Source organism: Bacillus sp. FSL W8-0770, from assembly GCF_038008705.1.
Taxonomy (GTDB): Bacteria; Bacillota; Bacilli; order Bacillales; family Bacillaceae_G; genus Bacillus_A; species Bacillus_A cereus.
The window spans coordinates 4,954,965-4,975,941 of record NZ_JBBOZR010000001.1 but is presented as its reverse complement, the minus strand read 5'-3'; the positions used below and the strand labels follow the sequence as shown (position 1 = coordinate 4,975,941).

Here is a 20,977-nt window from a genome sequence, read left to right as displayed (position 1 = left end):
TTTTTTATAGGATTTTTGCTATACTAAACTGTACTATAATACATGATGGAAGGAGGAGAATGATGAAAATACTTGTGGTTGATGATGAATCGAGTATTCGTAATTTGATTCGGATGCAGTTGGAGATGGAAGGTTATGAAGTATTGGCAGCGGCTGATGGGAGAGAAGCTTTGGAGCGATGGAATGAAGGGCCGGATGTATTGATTTTGGATGTTATGCTTCCGGATACGGATGGGTATGAGTTGCTTCGTTTGTTCCGTGAGAGGGATAGGGATATTCCCGTGCTTATGTTAACGGCAAAGAGTCAGATGAATGATAAGTTGCTTGGCTTGCAGCTTGGGGCGGATGATTATGTGACGAAGCCGTTTAATTATGCGGAGCTTATTCTTCGGATTAAGAATATGGCGCGGCGTGTAAAGAAGGCGGAGGCTGCTGTAAGTCATGAAGTAATTGAGGCTGGAGAGATAGTGGTTTGTCCTAAGGAAAGAAAGGTACATGTGAGTGGACAAGAGATTCAGTTAACGTACCGAGAGTTTAATTTATGTCAGTTATTTGTTTCAAATCCGCAGCGTGTGTTTATGAGGGATGAGTTACTTGAGAAAGTATGGGGATTTGAGTATATCGGAAATACGAGAGCAGTTGATATTATGGTGCAGAGACTTCGCAAGAAGCTTGGGACGAGCGGAGAATATATTAAGACAATTTATGGCGTTGGCTATAAACTGGATTGTTAAGTGGTGATGGTATGTCTTTAAAACGAAATATGGTGTTTGGGATAGTTGGGCTGTTAATTCCGATTTTTGTTCTTTTATATGCAGTTGTTTATATTACGTTAGAAAAGAATATGTATCATAACGCAGCAGATTCTTTAGAAAAGTTAAGTGTAGAAGCACAAATTTATACGATGAATTATTTAGAGAAGGAAGCAGAAGTGGATACGCTTGGTCCGAATTCACTTTTAATTGCGTCGTATTTAGCGAAGCGTATGGATGTCCGTGTGCAGATGATTGGGAAGAATGGCGATGTTGTTGCAGATACACAAAAAGGGGCATTGCTTCACCGTAACATCGACATTGAGAGTTCTTTGAAGGGGAAGAAGTCTTACGTTTTTGAGGAGGCGGATCCAGCTCCTATTCTTTTATTTTCAAGCCCAGTATATTATGGAAACGATGTCATTGGAAGCATTCGTTTTATAAATGAGTTAACGGGTGAGAAGGAAGTTTTAACAAATGTGAGCTGGACTTTCTTAATGACGTCTCTTTGTTTAGTAGCTACCGGTATTTTCTTTGCGATTCGTTTGGCGAAGTCTCTTCATAAACCAATTGATCAGTTGAGACAAATGGCACAGAGGCTCGCGAATGGTGATTATAAGAGTAAGATTGAGTTAAATGAGTACGTGGAAATCGCTCAGCTTTCAGCATCTTTTAATGCGATGGCCGATGGAATTGAGCTGCATATTAAGCAATTGCAGGAGGAGAAAGAGAAGCAGAAAGATTTCCTAGACCGCATTACGCATGAGCTAAAAACACCGCTAACGGCAATTATCGGTTATGTTGATTTAATTCCGAAGTTACAATCGAAAGAAGATGTACAGGAAAGTCTTCGTTATGTGGCTGTGGAAAGTGAGCGCTTATTATCACTTGTAGAGGAACTGCTTAAGTCCTCGAAATATGGGACGAGTACGTTTGAAGTGTCTCCTACAGTTGTGAACATAAAGGAATTGGCAGAAGAAGCAGTTTCAATTGTAAAACCTCGTCTAAATCAGTTTGAAATTGAAGTGATAAATGAGTTAACGGATGTACATGTTGTCGCGGATTTTGATAAGACGAAGCAAATTTTCTTAAATGTGCTTGATAATGCAATTAAGTATAGTGATGCTTCGCACATTCGTATGAATGTAATTGTAAATGAGCATGAGGCGAAGGTCTTTGTTCATGATGATGGGATCGGTATAGATGAAGTGGTACTTGCAGAGTGGAATGAGTCTCCGAAAGGAAAGGCACTTCCTTCTAGTTACGGGAATGGTTATGGTTTGTATATTTGTCAGGAGATTATGAGTAAGCAGGGTGGAAGCATGCGGATTGAGAGTAGTGAAGAAGTAGGTACTACAATATTCATTACATTTTTGCTTCCGAGAAGGATGGAAGACATAAAAAACTTGAAAGCGGTTAAATGATACATTTATGAAACAATTATGCGGTATTTTCGAAACAACGTTTTTTTATCTTGGAGGTAGGCAGAAATGAAAAGGCTATCATTTCAAATTCTTATGTTTGTCATTTGTATGATTGTTTCTCTTATTTTGTTTTATGTTATGGAGAAGCAAATCTATAATCGAATCAACATTGTAAATGATAAACAAGCCGTTTTACAAAGGGTGAATGAATCTCTTCCAATTGAAGTGAAAGTCAGACATGAAAAGTGGGGAGAAATCGTTGTAACGGATGAAGTTCGTTTGCATACGATTGTTTCATTCTTTGACCGAATTCGAATAGAGCCTGAGGGCGTTAAGAGCCAAGAACAAGTATTTACTGGAGAAGTAACGTACTTGAATGGACATAAGCGTACTTTTGCAGTAGGTGACTTGTTCCAGTATGGGGAAAATGTATACGGAAAGAATGGCATGGATCCGATGATTTCAGCACTTCAAACGTATTTATTAAGCCTGTATTACACGCCAGAGCGTATTAGTGATTTCTTTGCTGCAGCAAAGGATGTCGTAGTACGTCAAGGTGATGTGGTACGTACTATCAATCTTACGCACATACTTGATTCTATTCGGTCCGCAAAGCAAATTACAGATTACGGAGAAATTCAGAAGTTATTACAATCGCAGAATGAACCGATTGCTTATATTACAGCTTATAAAACAGGTAAGCGTGTAAAGAATGATCGTAAAGATATTCTTACGATTTCTGTGTATCCATCGTACTTTGTTGTGCAATATCTCGGTGATAATAACGGAAATGTCATGTATATGAAAGGCTCTCTAGCAGAGTTATTCGTAAAGGAGAATGCGTCATGAGAAAGATAGCCTTTTTCTTCTTTTTGCTAGTAATTGGAGGAGCGATGTCTAGTTGCTCTCGAGATACAACCTCTATTAAATATAGTAAAAATGGTCTCCCTATTTTGGATGATCGTCATATTGTTGCGTATGTGGCGGCTCGTGAGGAAGTTGGTGAAGCGTTACTTTCATCATTTTGTAAACCACGTGGATGTACGTATGAATTTATTCGTCTTTCAACAGAAGAACTTCTTCGTAGAGTGGAAGAAGAAGCTGGAAATCCGAAGGCGGATATTATTATTGGCGGTACAGTAGATGCGCATCAAATGATGAAGCAAAAAAATCTTTCTATTCCTGTGATAAGCCAACATGCAAATCGTATTTCAAAAACTGTTAAAGATAAAGATGGTTATTGGTACGGTTATGAAGTGGAGAAGCTGGCAATTGCGATTAATAAAGAGCGGTGGAACGAGGAAATAGCGCCGCTCGGTCTCTCGTATCCGTTAAGATGGAAAGATTTATTGAATCCAATATATAAAGGAAAGATTGTCATGCCCGATCCAAATGTTTCAGGTACAGCATATACGTTTTTCCAATCACTTATTGATACGTTAGGTGAAGAGGAAGCGAAGGGATATGTGAAGAATCTGGCAGAACAAGTTGGAGAAGTAACAGTGAATGGTTACATCCCAGCAGAACTTGTTGCGAGCGGTGAATATATGATAGGCATCAACTTTATGGGAGATCAGAGAATGCTTCAAAAACAAGGCTTTCCGATTTTAAGTAACGAACCTGAGCAAACAGGGTTATCCGTTAATGCGATTTCGAAACTAAAACGTGCACCGGGTGGTATTATTGCGGATTTATTTATTGATTATTGCTTATCAGAAGAAGCGGGTCATATTTTAGAAAAAGTGTCGTTTGGCGTACCAACGATGTTTGCGAAGAATGAGAAAGAAATAGAAGGACAGCCGGTTAGAAGGACGAACCAAAATATATCAAATAGCGGAATAATCGAGATATGGAATAGACAGCGTCTCTCTCTGAAGTGAGAAAAGGAGACGAAAATATATGTTTAAATGGCTTAAGCCAGCACCTGCAATTGAAAGATTGCCAGCGGATATGATCGACCGTGTATATCGATTACTACGTATTCGTGTGTTAATCGGGATTTCAGTTGGATATGCTGCTTATTATTTAGTTCGTAGTAACTTTACGTTATCAAGTACGTATTTAGTACAAGAATATGGTTTTAGTACAGCTGAAATTGGTCTACTAGGTTCAGTAATGGCAATTGTTTATGGATTTAGTAAGTTCTTTATGGGTAATTTATCAGATAAAGCTTTCGCCCAGCGCTTTATCGCAGTCGGTTTATTCTTATCAGGGCTTGTAAATATTTGTTTCGGCTTTGCATCATCATTTGGGATGATTGTTACATTGCTTGTTGTTAACGGTATTGTACAAGGCATGGGAGCACCACCTTGTAGTATTGTTATGACGAAATGGTTCTCGAAGAAAGAACGCGGTACGAAAACAGGTCTTTGGAATATTTCACATAACGTTGGTGGAATGCTTGTGCCACCACTTGTCGGAATTGGTGTAGGTATTTTCGGTGAAAATCATTGGCAAGGTGGCGTGTTTATTTTCCCTGCGATTATCGCAATGGTAATTGCAGTAATTGTTTGGATCAATGCGAAGGATACACCAGAATCTGAAGGTCTTCCTCCAATTGATGAGTATCGTAATGACTATGAAAATCTTGAAAAAGCAGATAATGCTAATAAGATGTCACCAAAAGAAATTTTAATGAAGTATGTAGTGAAAAATAAATTTGTATGGTTCTTATGTATTGCGAATGCTTTTGTTTATTTAATTCGTTTCGGTGTTATTAACTGGGTTCCACTTTATTTAACGACAGTTAAAGGATTTTCAAAAGCAGAAGCGCATGCGGCATATGCAATCTTTGAAGGTATGGCAATTCCAAGTTCATTAATCGTTGGCTTTTTAAGTGATAAATTATTTAAAGGAAAACGTATGCCATTATGTATTATTAGTATGGTTGGAGTTGTTATTGGTACGTTTATATATTGGCAAGCAACTAGCGTACTTGTTGTAAGTATTGCAGTTTCTATTATCGGTTGTTTAATTTATGTACCACAGTTCTTAATCGGTTTAAGTGCGATGGAATTAGTACCGAAATTTGCAGTAGGTACGACAGTTGGTATGTGTGGTCTATTCGGTTATGTAGGCGGAAGTCTTGTAGCTAACGCAGCAATTGGTGTTATTGTTGATAGTTCTGGCTGGGATGGTTGTTTCATCTTACTATTAACAGGTGCGGTTTTATCAACAATCTTCTTATTTATTGTTCAACGTGGACATGAGAGAAAAGATCCTAAAGTAGCGTAATATTTTGTTTGAAAAGCTATCCAATTATTATTTGGATGGCTTTTTCTATATAATATAATCTTTCCTTAAATCTATCTTAAAAGATATAATGTCATATTTCTAATCATTGGAATTTTTGTTACAATATAAATGGATGTGTAAAACTTTGTAAAAACAATGTAATAATATGTAATCTATTTTCAGAAAGTTTTATACAATTTTTATATTAAACTATTAAGTTATAAAAAGGAGAGAGAATATGTTACCAAATACGGTTCGTACTCCAAACAAGAAGAAGAAATGGATTATTATTGGGGTTATTGCACTAATTGTTATTGTAGCGGCAATTAATATTTTTGTTATGCAAGGTAAAAAGAAGGGTGCATCAACAAATGCTGATGCTGTAAGTTTTGAGAAAGTGACAGAGCGTAAGCTGAATAATACGAAGTTAATTTCTGGTCAGGTGAAGCCTGGTAATATTGAAAGCTTCTATGCAGATCCGGCCAAAGGGAAAGTGAAAGATATTGAGGTAAAAGAAGGGCAAGAGGTAGAAAAAGGTACGAAGTTATTCTCTTATGATAATGAAGAGATTAATCTTCAAATGAAGCAAGCTGAGCTTGATCAGAAGATGGCAGATATGCGTTACGATCAAGGGAAAAAGAAGATTGATTCGTTGAAGAAAGAAATTAAGAAGGCGAAAGATAGCGGAGCTGGGAAAGAAGTAACAGATCCGATGGACGAGCAAGTAAACGAGTTAGAGATAGGGCAAAAAACAATTGACCTTGAGAAAGAAAAAGGAAAGTTGCAGAAAGAAGAGTTAAGTAAGAAGCAGAAAGAGCTTACGATTTATAGTAATTTCGCTGGGGTTGTTCAAAAGTTAGATAAAGATGCGGCACAAAGTTCATCTCAAGCGTTAGGTGGTCAAGGAAAAGCGTTTTTACAAGTAGCTTCTAAAGATCCATTCCAAGTTCAAGGTACGTTAACTGAGCTTCAAAAGTCACAAATCCAAAAAGATCAAACATTCACTGTAACGGCAAAAGCAAATAATAAGAAGAAGTGGACAGGTAAGATTACAGAGGTAAGTGAGTTCCCAACAAGTGCAGAGATGGCGCAAGCTGGCGGCATGGGTGAAGCAACTCAAAATATGTCTCAATATACATATAAAGCAAGTCTTGATAGCCAAGAAGGTTTATCTCCAGGTTACCACGTTTCTCTGCAAGTAAACTTAGAGAATAAAAAGATGATTGCTGTCCCAAGTAAGAGCATTGTAGCAAAAGGCGATGATGCATTTGTTTATGTTGAGGATAAAGGTAAGCTTCGTAAACAAAATGTGAAAAAAGGTTCTACTGATGGGGACTGGACAGAGGTTGTAGAAGGCGTAACAGTGGGGCAAAAGGTGGTTAAAAATCCTTCCGACGATGTGTATGACGGAATGGAAGTGAAAGAGAAATGATTACGTTAAATAATATTGCTAAAACGTATTATCAAGGAAAATTGGCGGTGCCGATTTTGCATGGTATTAGTTTAACGATTCAGAGCGGTGAGTTTGTTTCGATTATGGGACCGTCTGGCTCTGGTAAGTCGACGCTTATGAATATTATCGGTTGTTTAGATCGTCCAACAGAAGGCGAATATATGCTGAATGACGTGAATATCTTAACAGCAGACGAGTCAAAGCTTGCTTTAATTCGTAATGAATATATTGGCTTTGTATTCCAGCATTTTAATTTACTGCCTCGTCTTTCAGCAGTGGAAAATGTTGAGCTTCCGCTCGTATATGGTGGCGTGAAGAAAGCGGAGCGTCACAAGCGTGCTTTGGAGGCGCTAGGTAAAGTTGGATTGGCAGATCGCGTGCATCATTTACCAAATGAGTTATCAGGTGGACAGAAGCAGCGTGTAGCGATTGCAAGAGCGATTGCAAATAATCCAACGTTTATTATGGCCGATGAACCGACTGGTGCACTTGATACGAAGTCTGGTGAGCAAGTTATGAATATTTTCACGAAGCTTAATGCAGAAGGTACGACGATTGTTATGGTTACGCATGAAGAGGAAGTAGCAGCGTATTCTTCCCGCCGCATTGTACTGCGAGACGGGAAAGTTACAGAAGATAGAAGGTGTGCGGTATGAGTTTACTAGATAGTATAAAAATTGCCTTATCTTCTATTTTAGCTCATAAACTGCGTTCTGCTCTTACGATGCTCGGTATTATTATCGGGGTAGGTTCGATTATTACTGTCGTTGCAATTGGGCAAGGCGGGGAAGCGATGTTGAAATCGAAATTCGCAGGTTCTGGTGGTAATAACCTTATGCCAATTCAATTTAAAGCAGATATTAATGATGAATTTGCTATAGGTGGATTTGAAATACCGAAGTTAACGGAAGAGGATATTTTGGAAGTAAAACAAGTGAAAGATGTTTCACACGTTATTACAACAAATTCGACAACAGAGACACTTGATGTAAATGATAAAAAAGCAAGGCTGAATGTTATTGGACTTGATAATGAATATTTTGCGGTTAATAAAGTAAAGGTTGTAAAGGGCCGCTCCTTAAATGAATCAGATATTTCTCACGCGAATAACGTTGTGATGATTAGCACAAAAACAGAGGAAACGTTATTTAAGGACGTAAACCCAGTTGGACAAATTATTGAGATGAAGGGACAGCCAATGCAAATTATTGGTGTGTATACATCAGATAATGAATTTATGGGATTTGAAATGGAAGAAGCGTTAATTCCTCTTACGTTATGGCCTGTTTTATACGGGACAGATGATATTCAAAATATCGCAATTCAAGCTGAAAATGTAGACAATTTAGAAGCAGCAGGGAAACGAGCTGTTGATGTATTAAATAGTCGTAAGCCAAGTGAAATCCCAGGTAAATATGAACTGGTGAATTTAAAAGAACTCCAAGAAAATGTTTCTAAAGTAACTAGCATCATGACGATGATTATCGGTGGTATCGCGGGTATTTCATTAGTCGTTGGTGGTATTGGTGTTATGAATATTATGCTTGTATCTGTAACGGAGCGTACGCGCGAAATTGGGATACGTAAAGCGCTTGGAGCAACGCGTAGTAAAATTTTATTACAGTTTTTAATTGAAGCTGTTATGTTAACACTTCTAGGTGGTTTAATCGGAATTGGTCTTGGGTATGGCGGAGCATATATCGTTTCTACATTCGCAAAATGGCCACCACTCGTCTCGTGGGAAGTTGTCGTTGGAGGCGTACTGTTCTCGATGACACTCGGTATTATTTTCGGATTAATTCCAGCAAACAAAGCTGCGAAATTAGATCCAATTGAAGCATTGCGTTATGAGTAATTAATAGTGTAGTAGAACTACACATTACCGTTCTAGTGGGCGGTTCGTAGCCTCTATATGAGGAAGTGAACCGCCCGTTAGAACGGGTTATATAAATAGAAGGAGGCGTTATAATGGAAGCAAATATTAATACGCAAGATGTAGGTGCGAAGAAGCCATCATTATTAGGAATGATTACTTCTCCAGGTGAGCAATTTGAGAGAATGAAGACGAAAAGTCCAGTATGGGGGGCATTTTTCCTTTTCATTATATTAACAGCTGTAATTGCAGGGATTAGCATGTATCAAGTAATGAATCATCCTGATGTAATGAGTGAGGTGCCTGATGCTGAAACGGCTAAAGTTGTTGGTTACTTCGGAATAGGAGCAGGTATTGTTGGAGGGCTATTTGGTACTGCGATTTGGTTCTTCATTGCGGCAGCTATTTATAAAGTGATTATGATGTTTATGAGTAATGATACTTCATACATGAAATTATTATCTATTTATGTCTACACATATACGATTTCAATTTTAGGTGCAATTGTGAACTTTATTATTAGAATGATTCTTGGTGGAGATATTGAAACTTCTTATACAAGTTTAGCAACTTTATTTGAGCCAGGTACAGTTGCTCATGGTGCTGCTTCATCATTCGAAGTTTTCAATATTTGGACATTAGTTGTAATGGGATTAGGATTACATATTACGGCTGGATTAAGTAAAAAACAAGCAACGATTTTAATTGTTATTTTCTTTATTCTTTCAGTTGGATTTACTAGTTTAAGTGGTCTAGCTCCAAAATTTGGTGCATAATTTATTCTTTTAGAAAAAGGTGACTCTTCAAGAGAGTCACCTTTTTTATTTTTACCCCTATTTCAAATACCACCAACAAAATTTCAAATACTAGCTGGTGTAATTTCAAATTCCGTCGGTAGTATTTGAAATTACTCACGGTGAAATCTTTTCTTTATTTTTATATTGTGAAGGTACCGCGGAATACTAGAAAGGTATACCTTTTAGAAACGGGTACTGTGTGAAGCCAGCCACTTTTAAAGAGGCAGTTGTTTTGTACGAAGGAATGATTATAAATCAGATAAAGAAATTAGGTATTCGTAAAGATTATGAAGAGTATTATCAATGTGGTTTAATCGGTCTTTGGCATGCGTATGAAAGGTTTGATGCAAAGAAGGGGTATTTCCCTGCATATGCACTTGTAACGGTGCGTGGTTATATATTAGAAAGATTGAAGAAAGAATCTACTTTGCAAGAAAGATGTGTATGTGTAGGTGAGTATGAGGGAATCTTTCATTTTGAAGATGTTGAAATAAGAGTGAAGGATTTTATGAGTGTGTTAGACGAGAAGGAGAAGTATATTATTTTTGAACGTTTTTTTGTAGGGAAGACGATGGGAGAAATCGCTTTAGAGACGGAAATGACATATTATCAAGTAAGATGGATGTATCGGCAAGCACTCGAGAAAATGCGCGATAGTGTAAAAGGATAAAAATAGCAAATAGAATGGAAGGTGAGGAAATACTACCTTCCATTCTATTTGTTATTAAGGTGATGAATCTTGCATGTTCATTTGGGATAATACATATCCAGCTTTCCATAATTGCTGACTTAGCTTATGGGAACTAATTTGTATCGTTACGGTAGCTCCGTTTGAAAAATGAATTTTAGCTCGTTTAGCTTTTTTGAAAAACTCTATTGTATGAACATGTTTGAAGAAAAGCCAAATACAATTTGGAGAAGCAGGAGATTCTGTTGGGAAAGCACAAATATATTCTCTATGATTGATCGGAATTGGAACGTTTTGTTTAAATTTAAATTTTGTTTTTACAGCATTACGTCTCCCTTGATAAGTAGAATGAATATTTGTTAGACAAGATTTCTGTATAAGTTGGAGAGCAGTTTGACAGGAGTAAAGATGGTTCCCGCTACTGTCGATAATTTTTGTACGGTAATAAGGGTGTTTACATGGTTCAAGCATCATTGTAGAACTAGAAATAAAAATGTTGTTTTCATTATCCATAATTCTATATCCTCCCTTATAATTTTCATTCCGAATATAATTATATATAAATTAAGTAAATTTACTGTTAATATTCTATTTCATATTGTAAATTTTGGCTATTCGTTTACAATCAATAGGTGATAGTCTTTCTAATTTGCATCGCTTGTACATATATATGAAAATAGAAAAGAGTAGGCGGTGATATAGTATGAAGAAAAAGTATATTATTATGGCTTTAGTTGTCGTTCTCCTAGTATATTTAGCAAACAGTAATCCGAGTAAGGGAGAATATACAGAATGGGCAGCGAAGCAGTTTATGAAGCGTAATGATGTGAGTAAGAAGCTAGATGAAGTTCAAAAAGAGAATGAAGAGGGTCTCCTTGGCGACTTGGCATCGGCCGGTAAAAAGTTAGCCAAAAAGTATGTTGAGCCACAAGTTGGGTTATTAATTGATCATTATACGAAGCGAAATGATTATATATTCTTCTCAACATATACGACTGAGTTTGATATAGGTGAAGAACATTATAAGTACGTATGCGTCGGTTTTTCAAAGATTTTTATCCCGATTGAAATGCCGAAGAAAAAAGACGAATCTGCAAAATGATGCAGATTCGTCTTTTTCATTTTATAGAGTAATGGGAACTTCAGATACATTTTTTTCTACAAGGCGAGCTCCCTTTTTTCTTGTATTTTCATCAATGGATGAAAATACAGATGAGGCAAGGATTGTATCCATTACTTGATTTACGACTTGTGCATCGATTGGTGTGATGGGCGTATCGATAGAAAAAACGACTGTTTTTCCATCTTCCTTCGCGAAAATCAACTCTAGTACTTGCATGTGTTATTCCCTCCTTTGTATTTATCCCGCTATTTACGGGATTTGGGTCTGCCGGTTAAATTGCGGGCTAATAATCAGCGGGGATGAATAAAATCCCCACTGATCCGAGTTTTACTTTATAGTTTAGAAAGATCTGATGTGCTTACAAGTTGTACAGCGTGAAGCGGTGATGCTTGTAAGGAAGCTAGAGCATGAGCTACATTGTGTACTTGATCTAAGCTCGCATTTGTTTTAACACGTTTAAATTGTTTGCTCTTGAAAACTGTTTTGCCGTTCTTATCTAATCCGTTGTTTAAGACAAGACGTAAAGTTAAATCCATTACGATTGTTTCAATTGCCATGTGTATCACCTCCTTTCACTTTATAAATAGGATGCAAATGTCATGTTTTGGCGTGAAATTTTTTCTTTTTTTTGGTACCCTTAAAAGATTAAGAGAGGAGAATTCTGGATAATGAATCGTAAATGGTTATTTTGGATTCCTGTATTACTATGGATGGGGCTGATTTTCTATTCTTCGGCACAACCATATAAAAAGCAGGATATGCGTTCAGATATTGAACAATATGTAAATGTTGAATTTGTGAAAGAGCATTTTTCATGGGTATCTATCGATTATGGTGGAGGAACCCCTGTTAGTATTGCGAATAAAGGTGTAGGCGGATTTATTGAGTTTTTCCTTCGTAAAGGTGCTCATTTTATGGTGTTCTTTATGCTAGGTTCATTGATTTATTACGCTTTTCATCGATCAGGTCATTCGAGGAAAAGATGTTTTATATATGCCCTTCTTTTCGTTGCGGGTTATGCAACATTTGATGAAATTCACCAATGGTATACGGGAGACCGTACACCAATGTGGCAAGATTCATTGCTTGATACGTGCGGCGGGTTAACGGGGATTATAATAAGTAATTGGTTTTGGAATAGAAAAAAGCGCTAATCTCATTTCGAGATTAGCGCTTTTTTTGCGGGTAGTAAAACTCTACGTAATTGGCCTAATTAAAGTTTCACTTTATACACCAAGTAATTCTTTTAGTTCGTCTGTTGATAGTTCAGTCATCCAACTATCGCTTGTGATGACTGCATTGTTTAGAGATTGTTTTCTTTCTAGCATTTCATCAATTTTTTCTTCTAATGTTCCTGTTGTAATGAGTTTGTGAACATGAACAAATCGTTTTTGACCAATGCGATATGCGCGGTCTGTTGCTTGATTTTCCACAGCTGGGTTCCACCAACGATCGTAGTGAATGACATGGTTGGCAGCGGTTAAGTTTAATCCTGTTCCGCCAGCTTTTAAGGATAAGATGAAAATGTCATACGTTCCGTTTTGGAACTCCTCAATCATCTTGTCGCGATCTTTTTTCGGTACACTACCGTTTAAGAAGAGGACACGCTGGCCGAATTTTTCTTCTAGCACACGTTTTAGCATGTTCCCCATGCCGATGTATTGAGTGAAGATGAGGCAACTTTCATTTTGATCTTTTATATTTTCGATGAGCTCCATTAACGTTTTTGTTTTCATAGAGCGTTCAACGACATTTTGTGGCTCTTCTTCTTTTAAATAAAGAGCTGGATGATTACAAATTTGTTTTAGCTTGTTCAGCATAAGTAATATAAAGCCGCGTCTTTCAATTCCACTTAATCCTTCGACATTTTGCAGTGTATCTTGAACAAGTTGTTCATATAAGGAAGCTTGTTCACCAGTAAGAGGACAGTAAGCTTTTTGTTCTTGTTTATCTGGTAAATTTAATGCGACTGTTTGATCTTTCTTCGTTCGGCGCAGTAAAAATGGTGAGATAAACCGTTGAACTTGCTGGATTTTTCCTTCATCACGATCCTTTTCAATTGGTGTGACGAAGCGGCGTTGGAATTGCCCTAAGCTTCCTAGATATCCATGATTAATAAAGTCGAAAATGGACCAAAGTTCAGCGAGGCGATTTTCCATCGGTGTACCAGTTAAAGCGATTTTGTGATTTGCTTGCAAGTTTCGTACTGCTTTCGACTGTTTCGTATGTGGGTTCTTAATATTTTGTGCTTCATCCAAAATAACAGCATCCCAGCATAATGAAGTTAGTTCTTCCTCATCGAGTTGAGCCAATGCATAAGATGTTAATACAACATCTGCCGATTGAAGGAAATCTTCAAAAGAATTGCCCTTATCTCTATTACTTCCGTAATGTAATTGAACACGTAAATTCGGTGCGAAACGCTCAAATTCTTTTTGCCAATTTCCAAGAACAGATGTCGGCGCTACGATTAATGCAGGGCCTGTTTTGAGATTGTTTTCTTTTATATATAGTAAGTAAGAGATTGTTTGAATACTTTTCCCGAGTCCCATATCGTCAGCTAGCAATGCTCCAAATCCAAGCTTTCGTAAATATAATAACCATTCAATGCCGTGTTGTTGATACGGACGAAGTGTTGCGTTTAGTGAAGTAGGGACATCTACTTTTGGAATATCTCCAATATGAAGCAGCTTTTGGAATAGTTCCTCATAATATCCATCTAGTTCGATTTCAATATCAGTAAACGGACTATCATCTTCTACAATTTCTGTTTCAGCCGTATTTGATAAATGTTGCTGCAGGACATCTTTCATCTCTAGTCCGTATTTATCGGCACGGTTCATGAGTTTCCTTACTTCTTCGATAAAGGCTGGATCTAGTCGCATCCATTGACCGTTTATATTAAATAGACGTTTGTTTTGTTCAACGAGCTCGAAAAATTCGCTTTCTGATAAATCAATGCCGTTGGTCGAAATGCGCCAATCAAAATTAACGAGCGTATTCATACCGAAGAACGATTGTGTTTGTGCTGTATTTTGCTTCAGCTGGACACGTAATTTCGGTTTTGTTGCTTTTAAATTTTGCCACCATGATGGTAGTAAAATTGTAATACCGGCTGCAAGTAACTCGTCGCTTGCTTCTGTTAAGAAGTTCCACGCTTCTGTTTCAAAGAGTTCATTTCGGAACGTATCTCCTTCTTTTAACCACGGTATGAGTTTACTAAAACCTTCTTGTGTTTCTGTAATCCGTTCTTCGTAATCGTGCCATCTTTTCGGTAAGGAATCGATGTTTTCATATACATATATGCGATGCGCCCCGCGCTTTGGTGTCACAATTGTCTCAAGCTTCCACATTTCAAATTCTTCTTGTGGTTCTTGTAGTCTTAGTCCGATTGTAAACGGAAGATCATCTTCAATATAACCAATTTTTCGAAGCCAATCTTCTTCATGTAGTGCTGTTTCCAGTTGTCTTTTCGTAAAGTCATAATGTTCATATAGTCTTTTAGCATCTTCCCAGCCGTCATTTGAGCGGTTGTCTTGTAATATGCTTTCATTTACTGCTGCTGAGAAAAGCGATGCTAATGTGTCATCTTCAATTGGTGTATTTTGAACTTTCCAAGATGGTTGTTTAGGCCAATGATTCATATCTGGTACGAAACTACCACTCGTAAAGGCATCCCATAGTTCATTTGCATCTTTCGTAAGTGCTGTAATCGTGCCGTTTATTTGAATATGTGCAAAGGAATTCATCGGTTTGTTTGCAATGTATTCAAAGGCTTGTGCATTTGTTAGCAGCACACCTTGTTTTCCTTCGAAGGTTGCTTCTTTTAGAAACGTACCGTAGAAAGAAGTGGAGTGCCATGTGAATGCATTTCGTTTCCAACTTGTTACGGATAATGGAGTACCGCTGTCATCTTCTCCCCAAAGGAACCAACCTTGACTAACATGCTGGAGCCTAATTGTTACTTCAGTTTGATTGATCATCGATTAATTTTCCTTTCCGTAATTCCTCTTGTAGTGCACGCAGACGTGAATGGAGATTGGCGATGTGAATAATGAAAGCATCCCATTCATCGGTGCGTTTTAATCGTTTATATAATGTCCGTAATTTCTTTAAGTAACGAACTGCACGTTTATATGATTTACGATTTCGTTCTTCAATCGCCTCTACAGCAGCAAGATGGTAAAGAGGAAGTGCCACTTCTGGCGCTTCTTTTTCAATATCTTTCAGTGGCTCTTTCAACAGTTCAATTGCCTCAAATCCATATAAGAGATGAAGCTCTGCCCATGTGCGATACTGTTTTTTCGCGAGTACGTACTGTTCGTAGTTTGTGAAACTATACGGTAATAGTTCTTGTAAAATCATTTCAAAACCAGCTTGTTCATTTGTATGTGTTGCGTATGTTTCATACATGATTACAAATAGCCGAACGATATCTTTTATGAAAAGCGTATTTTCGTGATCTTGGATCGTTTTCTTTACTTGTTTATACGTAAAGGAAAGCCAGTTTTTTGCACGATCCCATTGCATGGCACTTAATAGTTCTTCTAACCAATAGAAGTATAGACTCACAACAGAAGCAGGTTGTTTCTTTAGTAAGTCCATCGCTAGTAAATCTTCATCATTTAAAAAGAGAAGATGAGAAGACGCTAATGCTTTGGATAGTGGATTGATTTTCGTATCGATTCGTTTTTCTTCCTCTTGTATGTTCTCTTTATTGTTTAAAAGTTCACTCCATATGTGACGATAAATGAAAAATCGCTCTTGCGTATAAGTGTCGGTAGAGAAGAATACTTCATGAACGAGACGAGCTGTTTCTTGCAAAATTATTTCAGACTCTGAAGGAATCGCTTCTGATTGTAAGTCCCGAACGATGGATTCCACTTTATCTACAAATAGGCGAATGACATTAACAGGTTGGTGATAAGAATACGTTTTGTTTGCTTCGAATGCCTGAATTTCTTCTAATAATTTTTGAAAGCAGTAAATTGCTGCATGTAACCTGAATAATTCATGTATGGCGATGACGCGCGGAGCTTTCCGCTCAAGCTTCGTATAGAAATCTGTAAAGATACTCATAAGAAAATACATTTGTTTATAAGTAAGGCGAGCTTGTTCTTTTTTAAATGATTCATATTCTTTTTCAAAATATGATTCCCAACTTTTATAATCCGTTTCTTCAAAAGCTGATGATTGCAATACTTGTCTTGCAGTTCTAATAGGAGGAAGGGAAGGTTTCGTATTATTTTTAAATAAAGTTAATACATCTCCTACTTGCCCGAAACTAGACGCTGCAGATAGCAATACAGCGAGCATATGCTCACATTGTGTTGGTGCGAAGCAATCACAATAACTTTCAGCGACATTACGAATCGGAATATGAACGCTATATACGTTGCCTTCCGCATCTACAGTTCCTGACAGTGTATAACCATCAAAGTCAACGTTGTAGACAACACCACTACGATATAGGTGCCGAGCTGTAGCGACATGTTCCTGATCAGCTGTTTGCTGCGGATCTAGTCCTTGAACGAACTCATTCGCAATCATCATAATTTCATCTTTCGTAATTGAGTGTTGCAGCATAATATTCCTCCGTACACATATTTCTTTCCTTTACCATTATAAACAAAAAATGCTCAAAACAGAAAAAATGAAATTTGGATTACATAACTTGAAAATCATGGTAATATATAAAATATTAATTTTATATATTAATATATACGTATAGGAGGAGAAATAATTTGTCAGATTTACAGACGAAGTTAGGTAGTGGAATGAATAAGTTACAAGAAGGAATAGAACAAGGGAAAATGAAATTGCAAGTTGCACAAGAAATTGCTCAATTGAAAAAGGGAATGCAAGTGCAAATGCAGAAAAAAGCAGAGGTTCTATTAGAGGTTGGGCAGCAAGTGTATGTTCAATTAAGAGGAAGTGGAGTAAATGAAGCGAGCTTAAAAGAAATGATTGCTCCAGTTCAAGAATTTGATGTAGCTATTTATCAAGCAAGAAAGCGCATTGTTGAATTGCAAAAACAACAAGGTGAAAAAGCTACATGTGAATGTGGTGGACCTTTATCAATAAATGATAAGTTTTGTGGTTCGTGTGGAAAACCTAACCCGATGTTAGCAGTAGAAAATGATGGTGAAACGGTAAATTGTATTTCATGTAATGAGCATATCGATAAAAACTCTACTTACTGTCCAGTTTGTGGAATTAAGCAAAGTGGGGAGTGAATTAAATGTATTGTCGCACATGTGGAAAACAACATGGTGAAGAAGTAAATTATTGCCCAAATGAAGGTAGTATGGAGATTGCAGGAGCTATAGATGCAGTAACATTAGAAAAAGATACTGCAAAATACTGCAAAGGTTGTGGCAGTGAAAATGCTCAAAAAAATTTATATTGTCAAAAGTGTGGGTATTCTTTATCTGTTGTGAAGAAAAAAGAACAATCTGTAAAATTGCCTACAATGGATGGTGCTCCTAAAGTTGAATTTAAAGCAGATAAAGCCGTTTTACAAAAAGGTTTTATTGGTGGGGCTGTTGCAAGTATTCTCATGTTAATTGCTGGCTGGATTGGTAGTTTATTATTTGCTTCTATGTTAAGTGAGATGTTTAGCAAATTTGCGAAGGAATTAGAAATGTTGCCAAGTTTTTATTCGAGTGCAACTTCTACGATGTTAAGTTACCATTTACTTGGTTTTACAGCTAACGATGATAGTGGATTGATATTTTCTTTATCTTGGCATACTCCATTTACATTATTATTAATCATTCCATTTATTATTTTCGCTGGTACAGGAATTTGGTTAGGGAAACAGCATGTTGCGAAAACGATTAAAGATCAAATCTTTATGGCAGCAACAGTTGGTATTATTTATGGCGTCTTTTTATTCATTATAAGTTTTATAGCATCACAATCTTTTGCAATTCCATTCTCAGAAGCAGGTAAGATTACGGTTGGCTATTCAGCGATTAAGAGTTTATTGAGTGGTTTTGTATGTGGGACATTATTTACCTTATTAGGATTTATTGCTCATACAAGCAAAAACAATATGGCAGTAGCATTTCAAGAGTTAATGCCATATGGAGCGTCTGTTTATTACGGTGTTTCAGCTATGATAAAAGGACTATTAGTAACAGCGGTAGCGGTTTGTATTATGGCGTTAGTAAGTAAGGAAGATGGTATTGAACCATTAAAAGAAATAACAACTTTAAAATCTGAAAGTACATTATTAGCATTAGAGTTAACACCTCAATTATGGAGTATGGCTCATTTTGCGCCGTTAGAAGTATCAAGTCCAGCACTTAGTAAAGAATTTACTAGAATTGGTAAGAAATCAAATACATATGAGAGCACACTATCGTTTTCATTTATATCAGGCGTCTCTGTAAATGGCGTAGAGCTTAGAGAGATATTGATTTCAAAAGGAGCAAATGAGGAAAGCCTTGCAGAATTTGATAAAGTGAATAACGTATTCCATTATGGTTTATTACTGCTTATTATTCCATTGTTCTTTATGTTTAGAGCGGGAAGAAAGTTAGCTAAATTACCGACTGCCAATATATATATTACATTAGCGGTATGTAGTGGTTCTTACACAATTATGATGATTGTAATGAATATGATTTCTAAGTTCCAAATTAATGTTTCAGGAACTGTAACAGGTTTATTTGGAACAAGTGGAACGGTATTATCTATGCAAAATTCATTTATATATTTAACTTTGTTTAGCTTGATTGTGACATATGTAGCGGCATTTGCTGGAATGAAATTAGCTAAAAAATAGGAGGAGAGCACGTTGAAGTTTTGTGGAACATGTAAAAAGAACGTTGCAGACCATTTGAACTTTTGTCCGGAGTGTGGGAGTAAAGTAGAAGTAATCGTTGATAACACTGCTGCTTCATATACAGAATTACAAAGCGAGACAAAATCAGTGAAAAGTAAGAAAAATTTATTTTTGATCATTGGTTTTGCTGTTATTGCTGCATTATTATTTGGGGCATATAAGTTTTCAAAAGAAAAGCAAGTAAATGTAATGATTGAAGCATTCCAAAAGAAAGATATTAATGCAATTGATGAGTTTGTAAAAGCGAATGATTCAAGCTTAAAGATTAAGACAGAGGATATTAAAGCGTACATGCGTTATTTAAAAGAGAATCCTTCTTACAACAAACAATTACTGTCTTATTTACAGAAAGAGACAGTAGATCAAAAGTTAACTAAAGATAAATCTTCATTTAAGGACGGGGAAATAGTAGAAGAGGGAAAAGAGTGGTTCTTATATCCAAAGTATAAGTTTAGCATGAAATCTTATTATATGAGCATTAGTACAACTGCAAAAAATGCAGAAATACATGTGAATGACAAAAAAGAAACAGAGCTTTCTAGTGATAAAACTTCGAAAGAGTTGGGGCCATACTTCCCAGGTACATATGTTGTAAAGGCAACGGCGAAGACAGAACTGACTGAATTAGAAACAGAGAAAGAAGTAGATTTAGCGGATGAACAGAGCGAGAAGGTGAAAGTGGATTTATCGCTTGAAGGTAAGTATGTAAGCATTTCTTCTGATGAAAGTGATGCAACTGTATTTGTGAATGGGAAAAAACGTGGAAAATTAAATTATGGAAGTTATAAGCTTGGCCCTGTATCCACAGATGAAACAGTAGAAGTACATTTAGAGAAAACTACTGATTTTGGTGTGATGAAATCTGAAAGTGTTAAAATTGGAGACCAAAGCACGTATTACTTAAAATTCCCGAAAGAAACATCAAGTTCAGCAGTGGGCGAATTTGTAAGAAATCATATTTATGATAACGTACGTGCAATTTCATTAAATGATTTTAGTTTAATTGAAAATAATTATGATAAGAGCGGGAAATCGTATAAGGAAGACCGTGATTATATACAGTATTTACACAAAAAAGGAATTACAGAAGACTTATTAGCGATGGAAGTTCGTAATGTAGAGCGTCAAAGTGATACGAAATATAAAGTAACGACATATGAAGAGTATCATATTCGTTACGGTGATGGATCTGTGAAGTTCAAAAGTTTTAATAACGAACATATTGTAACTGTGAATGGAAATGGAAAGATGTTGTATCATTCTCTTGGTGCAAATAATACGTTGAAATCAGAAGATGTATCTGGTCCAACTCGTTAATATGAGAGAAGCTGTTCAATATTTGAACAGCTTCTTTTTTGTAGCTAAATCGATATTTCGTGTCGAACCGTTGATATATCGTAAGTTATGATAGATATAATTGAAAAATCGTTGATATATTTTTTTACAATTATGAGTGTGTTTCCTTTAATATTTCTTGTACATATGGATCATGTAATATCTGCTCTATAATTGGTAACATGTTTTGTTCAAATGGAATGTCGATAGGAAATGGCTTTTGAGAGCCTGGTTTTATTCCATATTGCACAATTTTGTAATGTGTATTGTTTTCAGACTTGAGCACAATTAACTTATAGCGGTTATCATCGCCAGCGAGTGAGAAATCAATAGACGTAGCGTTATATGTTACTTCATCTTTATATATGTACGGTTTTGGCGTACCAATCCAGTCTACTTTTGCTTGTACATTCATGGGCATAGCCTCCTTATATGTATTATAAATA

21 protein-coding genes are annotated in these 20,977 nt (G+C 36.6%); 15 read left to right on the top strand and 6 right to left on the bottom strand.

The genetic code is table 11. The features are described 5' to 3' along the window. The first annotated feature begins 62 nt into the window (after positions 1-62). From NST27_RS25695 to NST27_RS25650, 10 genes are all read left to right on the top strand, one after another. Entirely contained in the window at positions 63-734 is a 672-nt protein-coding gene (locus tag NST27_RS25695) for a response regulator transcription factor (RefSeq protein ID WP_000699550.1), read from the top strand. Positions 735-745: 11 nt separating this feature from the next. Continuing rightward, positions 746-2,176 (top strand): HAMP domain-containing sensor histidine kinase, encoded by a 1,431-nt coding sequence (locus tag NST27_RS25690; RefSeq protein ID WP_000054024.1) that lies wholly within the window; start codon positions 746-748, stop codon positions 2,174-2,176. A 66-nt stretch (positions 2,177-2,242) separates the two neighbouring features. Continuing rightward, positions 2,243-3,025 (top strand): DUF3919 family protein, encoded by a 783-nt coding sequence (locus NST27_RS25685; RefSeq protein WP_000826608.1) that lies wholly within the window; start codon positions 2,243-2,245, stop codon positions 3,023-3,025. Beyond that, positions 3,022-4,056, top strand: a complete 1,035-nt coding sequence (locus NST27_RS25680; protein ID WP_001225638.1) for an ABC transporter substrate-binding protein — start codon at positions 3,022-3,024, stop codon at positions 4,054-4,056. Before NST27_RS25685 ends, NST27_RS25680 begins: the two co-directional genes overlap by 4 nt. Positions 4,057-4,075: 19 nt before the next feature. Continuing rightward, positions 4,076-5,410: an MFS transporter gene (locus tag NST27_RS25675; RefSeq protein ID WP_047387231.1), complete on the top strand. Its 1,335-nt coding sequence runs from the start codon at positions 4,076-4,078 to the stop codon at positions 5,408-5,410. 238 nt (positions 5,411-5,648) lie between these two features. Continuing rightward, positions 5,649-6,842, top strand: coding sequence for an efflux RND transporter periplasmic adaptor subunit (locus NST27_RS25670; protein ID WP_000937321.1), 1,194 nt, complete (start codon positions 5,649-5,651; stop codon positions 6,840-6,842). Beyond that, positions 6,839-7,519 (top strand): ABC transporter ATP-binding protein, encoded by a 681-nt coding sequence (locus NST27_RS25665; protein ID WP_000631623.1) that lies wholly within the window; start codon positions 6,839-6,841, stop codon positions 7,517-7,519. Before NST27_RS25670 ends, NST27_RS25665 begins: the two co-directional genes overlap by 4 nt. Further along, complete coding sequence (locus NST27_RS25660) at positions 7,516-8,718, top strand: ABC transporter permease (RefSeq protein WP_000054353.1); 1,203 nt, start codon at positions 7,516-7,518, stop codon at positions 8,716-8,718. The genes NST27_RS25665 and NST27_RS25660 overlap by 4 nt, the downstream gene beginning before the upstream one ends. A 113-nt stretch (positions 8,719-8,831) precedes the next feature. After that, positions 8,832-9,512, top strand: a complete 681-nt coding sequence (locus tag NST27_RS25655; protein ID WP_000387922.1) for a Yip1 family protein — start codon at positions 8,832-8,834, stop codon at positions 9,510-9,512. Between the two features lie 220 nt (positions 9,513-9,732). Continuing rightward, a complete protein-coding gene (locus NST27_RS25650) occupies positions 9,733-10,203 on the top strand; it encodes a sigma-70 family RNA polymerase sigma factor (RefSeq protein WP_047387223.1) in 471 nt (156 codons plus the stop codon). 54 nt (positions 10,204-10,257) lie between these two features. On the opposite strand, the gene NST27_RS25645 is transcribed toward NST27_RS25650, so the two are convergent. Beyond that, positions 10,258-10,734: a competence protein ComK gene (locus NST27_RS25645; protein WP_000368313.1), complete on the bottom strand. Its 477-nt coding sequence runs from the start codon at positions 10,732-10,734 to the stop codon at positions 10,258-10,260. Between the two features lie 190 nt (positions 10,735-10,924). On the opposite strand from NST27_RS25645, the gene NST27_RS25640 reads away from it, so the two are divergent. Next, positions 10,925-11,323, top strand: a complete 399-nt coding sequence (locus NST27_RS25640; protein WP_000731405.1) for a DUF4359 domain-containing protein — start codon at positions 10,925-10,927, stop codon at positions 11,321-11,323. Between the two features lie 21 nt (positions 11,324-11,344). On the opposite strand, the gene NST27_RS25635 is transcribed toward NST27_RS25640, so the two are convergent. Beyond that, positions 11,345-11,560 (bottom strand): DUF2922 domain-containing protein, encoded by a 216-nt coding sequence (locus NST27_RS25635; protein ID WP_001197593.1) that lies wholly within the window; start codon positions 11,558-11,560, stop codon positions 11,345-11,347. A gap of 116 nt (positions 11,561-11,676) precedes the next feature. Continuing rightward, on the bottom strand, positions 11,677-11,901 hold the full coding sequence (locus tag NST27_RS25630) for a DUF1659 domain-containing protein (protein WP_000963861.1): 225 nt from the start codon (positions 11,899-11,901) through the stop codon (positions 11,677-11,679). A 111-nt stretch (positions 11,902-12,012) separates the two neighbouring features. Between NST27_RS25630 and NST27_RS25625 the strand changes: the two genes are divergently transcribed. Continuing rightward, positions 12,013-12,498: a VanZ family protein gene (locus NST27_RS25625; protein WP_001080707.1), complete on the top strand. Its 486-nt coding sequence runs from the start codon at positions 12,013-12,015 to the stop codon at positions 12,496-12,498. Between the two features lie 72 nt (positions 12,499-12,570). Here NST27_RS25625 and NST27_RS25620 read toward each other — a convergent pair whose 3' ends face one another. Together NST27_RS25620 and NST27_RS25615 are read right to left on the bottom strand one after the other, a co-directional pair. Further along, the gene (locus NST27_RS25620) at positions 12,571-15,327 is read right to left on the bottom strand and encodes a DEAD/DEAH box helicase (protein ID WP_000610110.1); all 2,757 of its coding nucleotides are present in this window, start codon (positions 15,325-15,327) and stop codon (positions 12,571-12,573) included. Next, a complete protein-coding gene (locus NST27_RS25615) occupies positions 15,311-16,930 on the bottom strand; it encodes an SWIM zinc finger family protein (RefSeq protein WP_000939135.1) in 1,620 nt (539 codons plus the stop codon). Before NST27_RS25615 ends, NST27_RS25620 begins: the two co-directional genes overlap by 17 nt. A 158-nt stretch (positions 16,931-17,088) precedes the next feature. On the opposite strand from NST27_RS25615, the gene NST27_RS25610 reads away from it, so the two are divergent. The 3 genes from NST27_RS25610 to NST27_RS25600 are packed head-to-tail and all read left to right on the top strand — an operon-like array spanning position 17,089 to position 20,513. Further along, positions 17,089-17,580 (top strand): zinc ribbon domain-containing protein, encoded by a 492-nt coding sequence (locus NST27_RS25610; protein ID WP_001281752.1) that lies wholly within the window; start codon positions 17,089-17,091, stop codon positions 17,578-17,580. Positions 17,581-17,585: 5 nt separating this feature from the next. Beyond that, positions 17,586-19,136 carry a zinc ribbon domain-containing protein gene (locus tag NST27_RS25605; protein WP_000271640.1) on the top strand — a complete coding sequence of 517 codons (1,551 nt, stop codon included), beginning with the start codon at positions 17,586-17,588 and terminating at the stop codon, positions 19,134-19,136. Positions 19,137-19,148: 12 nt separating this feature from the next. After that, positions 19,149-20,513, top strand: a complete 1,365-nt coding sequence (locus NST27_RS25600; protein ID WP_047387219.1) for a zinc ribbon domain-containing protein — start codon at positions 19,149-19,151, stop codon at positions 20,511-20,513. A 130-nt stretch (positions 20,514-20,643) separates the two neighbouring features. Here NST27_RS25600 and NST27_RS25595 read toward each other — a convergent pair whose 3' ends face one another. Then, complete coding sequence (locus tag NST27_RS25595; RefSeq protein ID WP_001102540.1) at positions 20,644-20,946, bottom strand: DUF3910 family protein; 303 nt, start codon at positions 20,944-20,946, stop codon at positions 20,644-20,646. Between the last annotated feature and the right edge of the window lie 31 nt (positions 20,947-20,977).

Bases quoted from the DNA above. Each gene is read 5' to 3' on its own strand.
- NST27_RS25695 (WP_000699550.1), top strand. From the start codon at position 63: ATGAAAATACTTGTGGTTGATGATGAATCGAGTATTCGTAATTTGATT.
- NST27_RS25690 (WP_000054024.1), top strand. From the start codon at position 746: ATGTCTTTAAAACGAAATATGGTGTTTGGGATAGTTGGGCTGTTAATT.
- NST27_RS25685 (WP_000826608.1), top strand. From the start codon at position 2,243: ATGAAAAGGCTATCATTTCAAATTCTTATGTTTGTCATTTGTATGATT.
- NST27_RS25680 (WP_001225638.1), top strand. From the start codon at position 3,022: ATGAGAAAGATAGCCTTTTTCTTCTTTTTGCTAGTAATTGGAGGAGCG.
- NST27_RS25675 (WP_047387231.1), top strand. From the start codon at position 4,076: ATGTTTAAATGGCTTAAGCCAGCACCTGCAATTGAAAGATTGCCAGCG.
- NST27_RS25670 (WP_000937321.1), top strand. From the start codon at position 5,649: ATGTTACCAAATACGGTTCGTACTCCAAACAAGAAGAAGAAATGGATT.
- NST27_RS25665 (WP_000631623.1), top strand. From the start codon at position 6,839: ATGATTACGTTAAATAATATTGCTAAAACGTATTATCAAGGAAAATTG.
- NST27_RS25660 (WP_000054353.1), top strand. From the start codon at position 7,516: ATGAGTTTACTAGATAGTATAAAAATTGCCTTATCTTCTATTTTAGCT.
- NST27_RS25655 (WP_000387922.1), top strand. From the start codon at position 8,832: ATGGAAGCAAATATTAATACGCAAGATGTAGGTGCGAAGAAGCCATCA.
- NST27_RS25645 (WP_000368313.1), bottom strand. From the start codon at position 10,734: ATGGATAATGAAAACAACATTTTTATTTCTAGTTCTACAATGATGCTT.
- NST27_RS25640 (WP_000731405.1), top strand. From the start codon at position 10,925: ATGAAGAAAAAGTATATTATTATGGCTTTAGTTGTCGTTCTCCTAGTA.
- NST27_RS25635 (WP_001197593.1), bottom strand. From the start codon at position 11,560: ATGCAAGTACTAGAGTTGATTTTCGCGAAGGAAGATGGAAAAACAGTC.
- NST27_RS25630 (WP_000963861.1), bottom strand. From the start codon at position 11,901: ATGGCAATTGAAACAATCGTAATGGATTTAACTTTACGTCTTGTCTTA.
- NST27_RS25625 (WP_001080707.1), top strand. From the start codon at position 12,013: ATGAATCGTAAATGGTTATTTTGGATTCCTGTATTACTATGGATGGGG.
- NST27_RS25620 (WP_000610110.1), bottom strand. From the start codon at position 15,327: ATGATCAATCAAACTGAAGTAACAATTAGGCTCCAGCATGTTAGTCAA.
- NST27_RS25615 (WP_000939135.1), bottom strand. From the start codon at position 16,930: ATGCTGCAACACTCAATTACGAAAGATGAAATTATGATGATTGCGAAT.
- NST27_RS25605 (WP_000271640.1), top strand. From the start codon at position 17,586: ATGTATTGTCGCACATGTGGAAAACAACATGGTGAAGAAGTAAATTAT.
- NST27_RS25595 (WP_001102540.1), bottom strand. From the start codon at position 20,946: ATGAATGTACAAGCAAAAGTAGACTGGATTGGTACGCCAAAACCGTAC.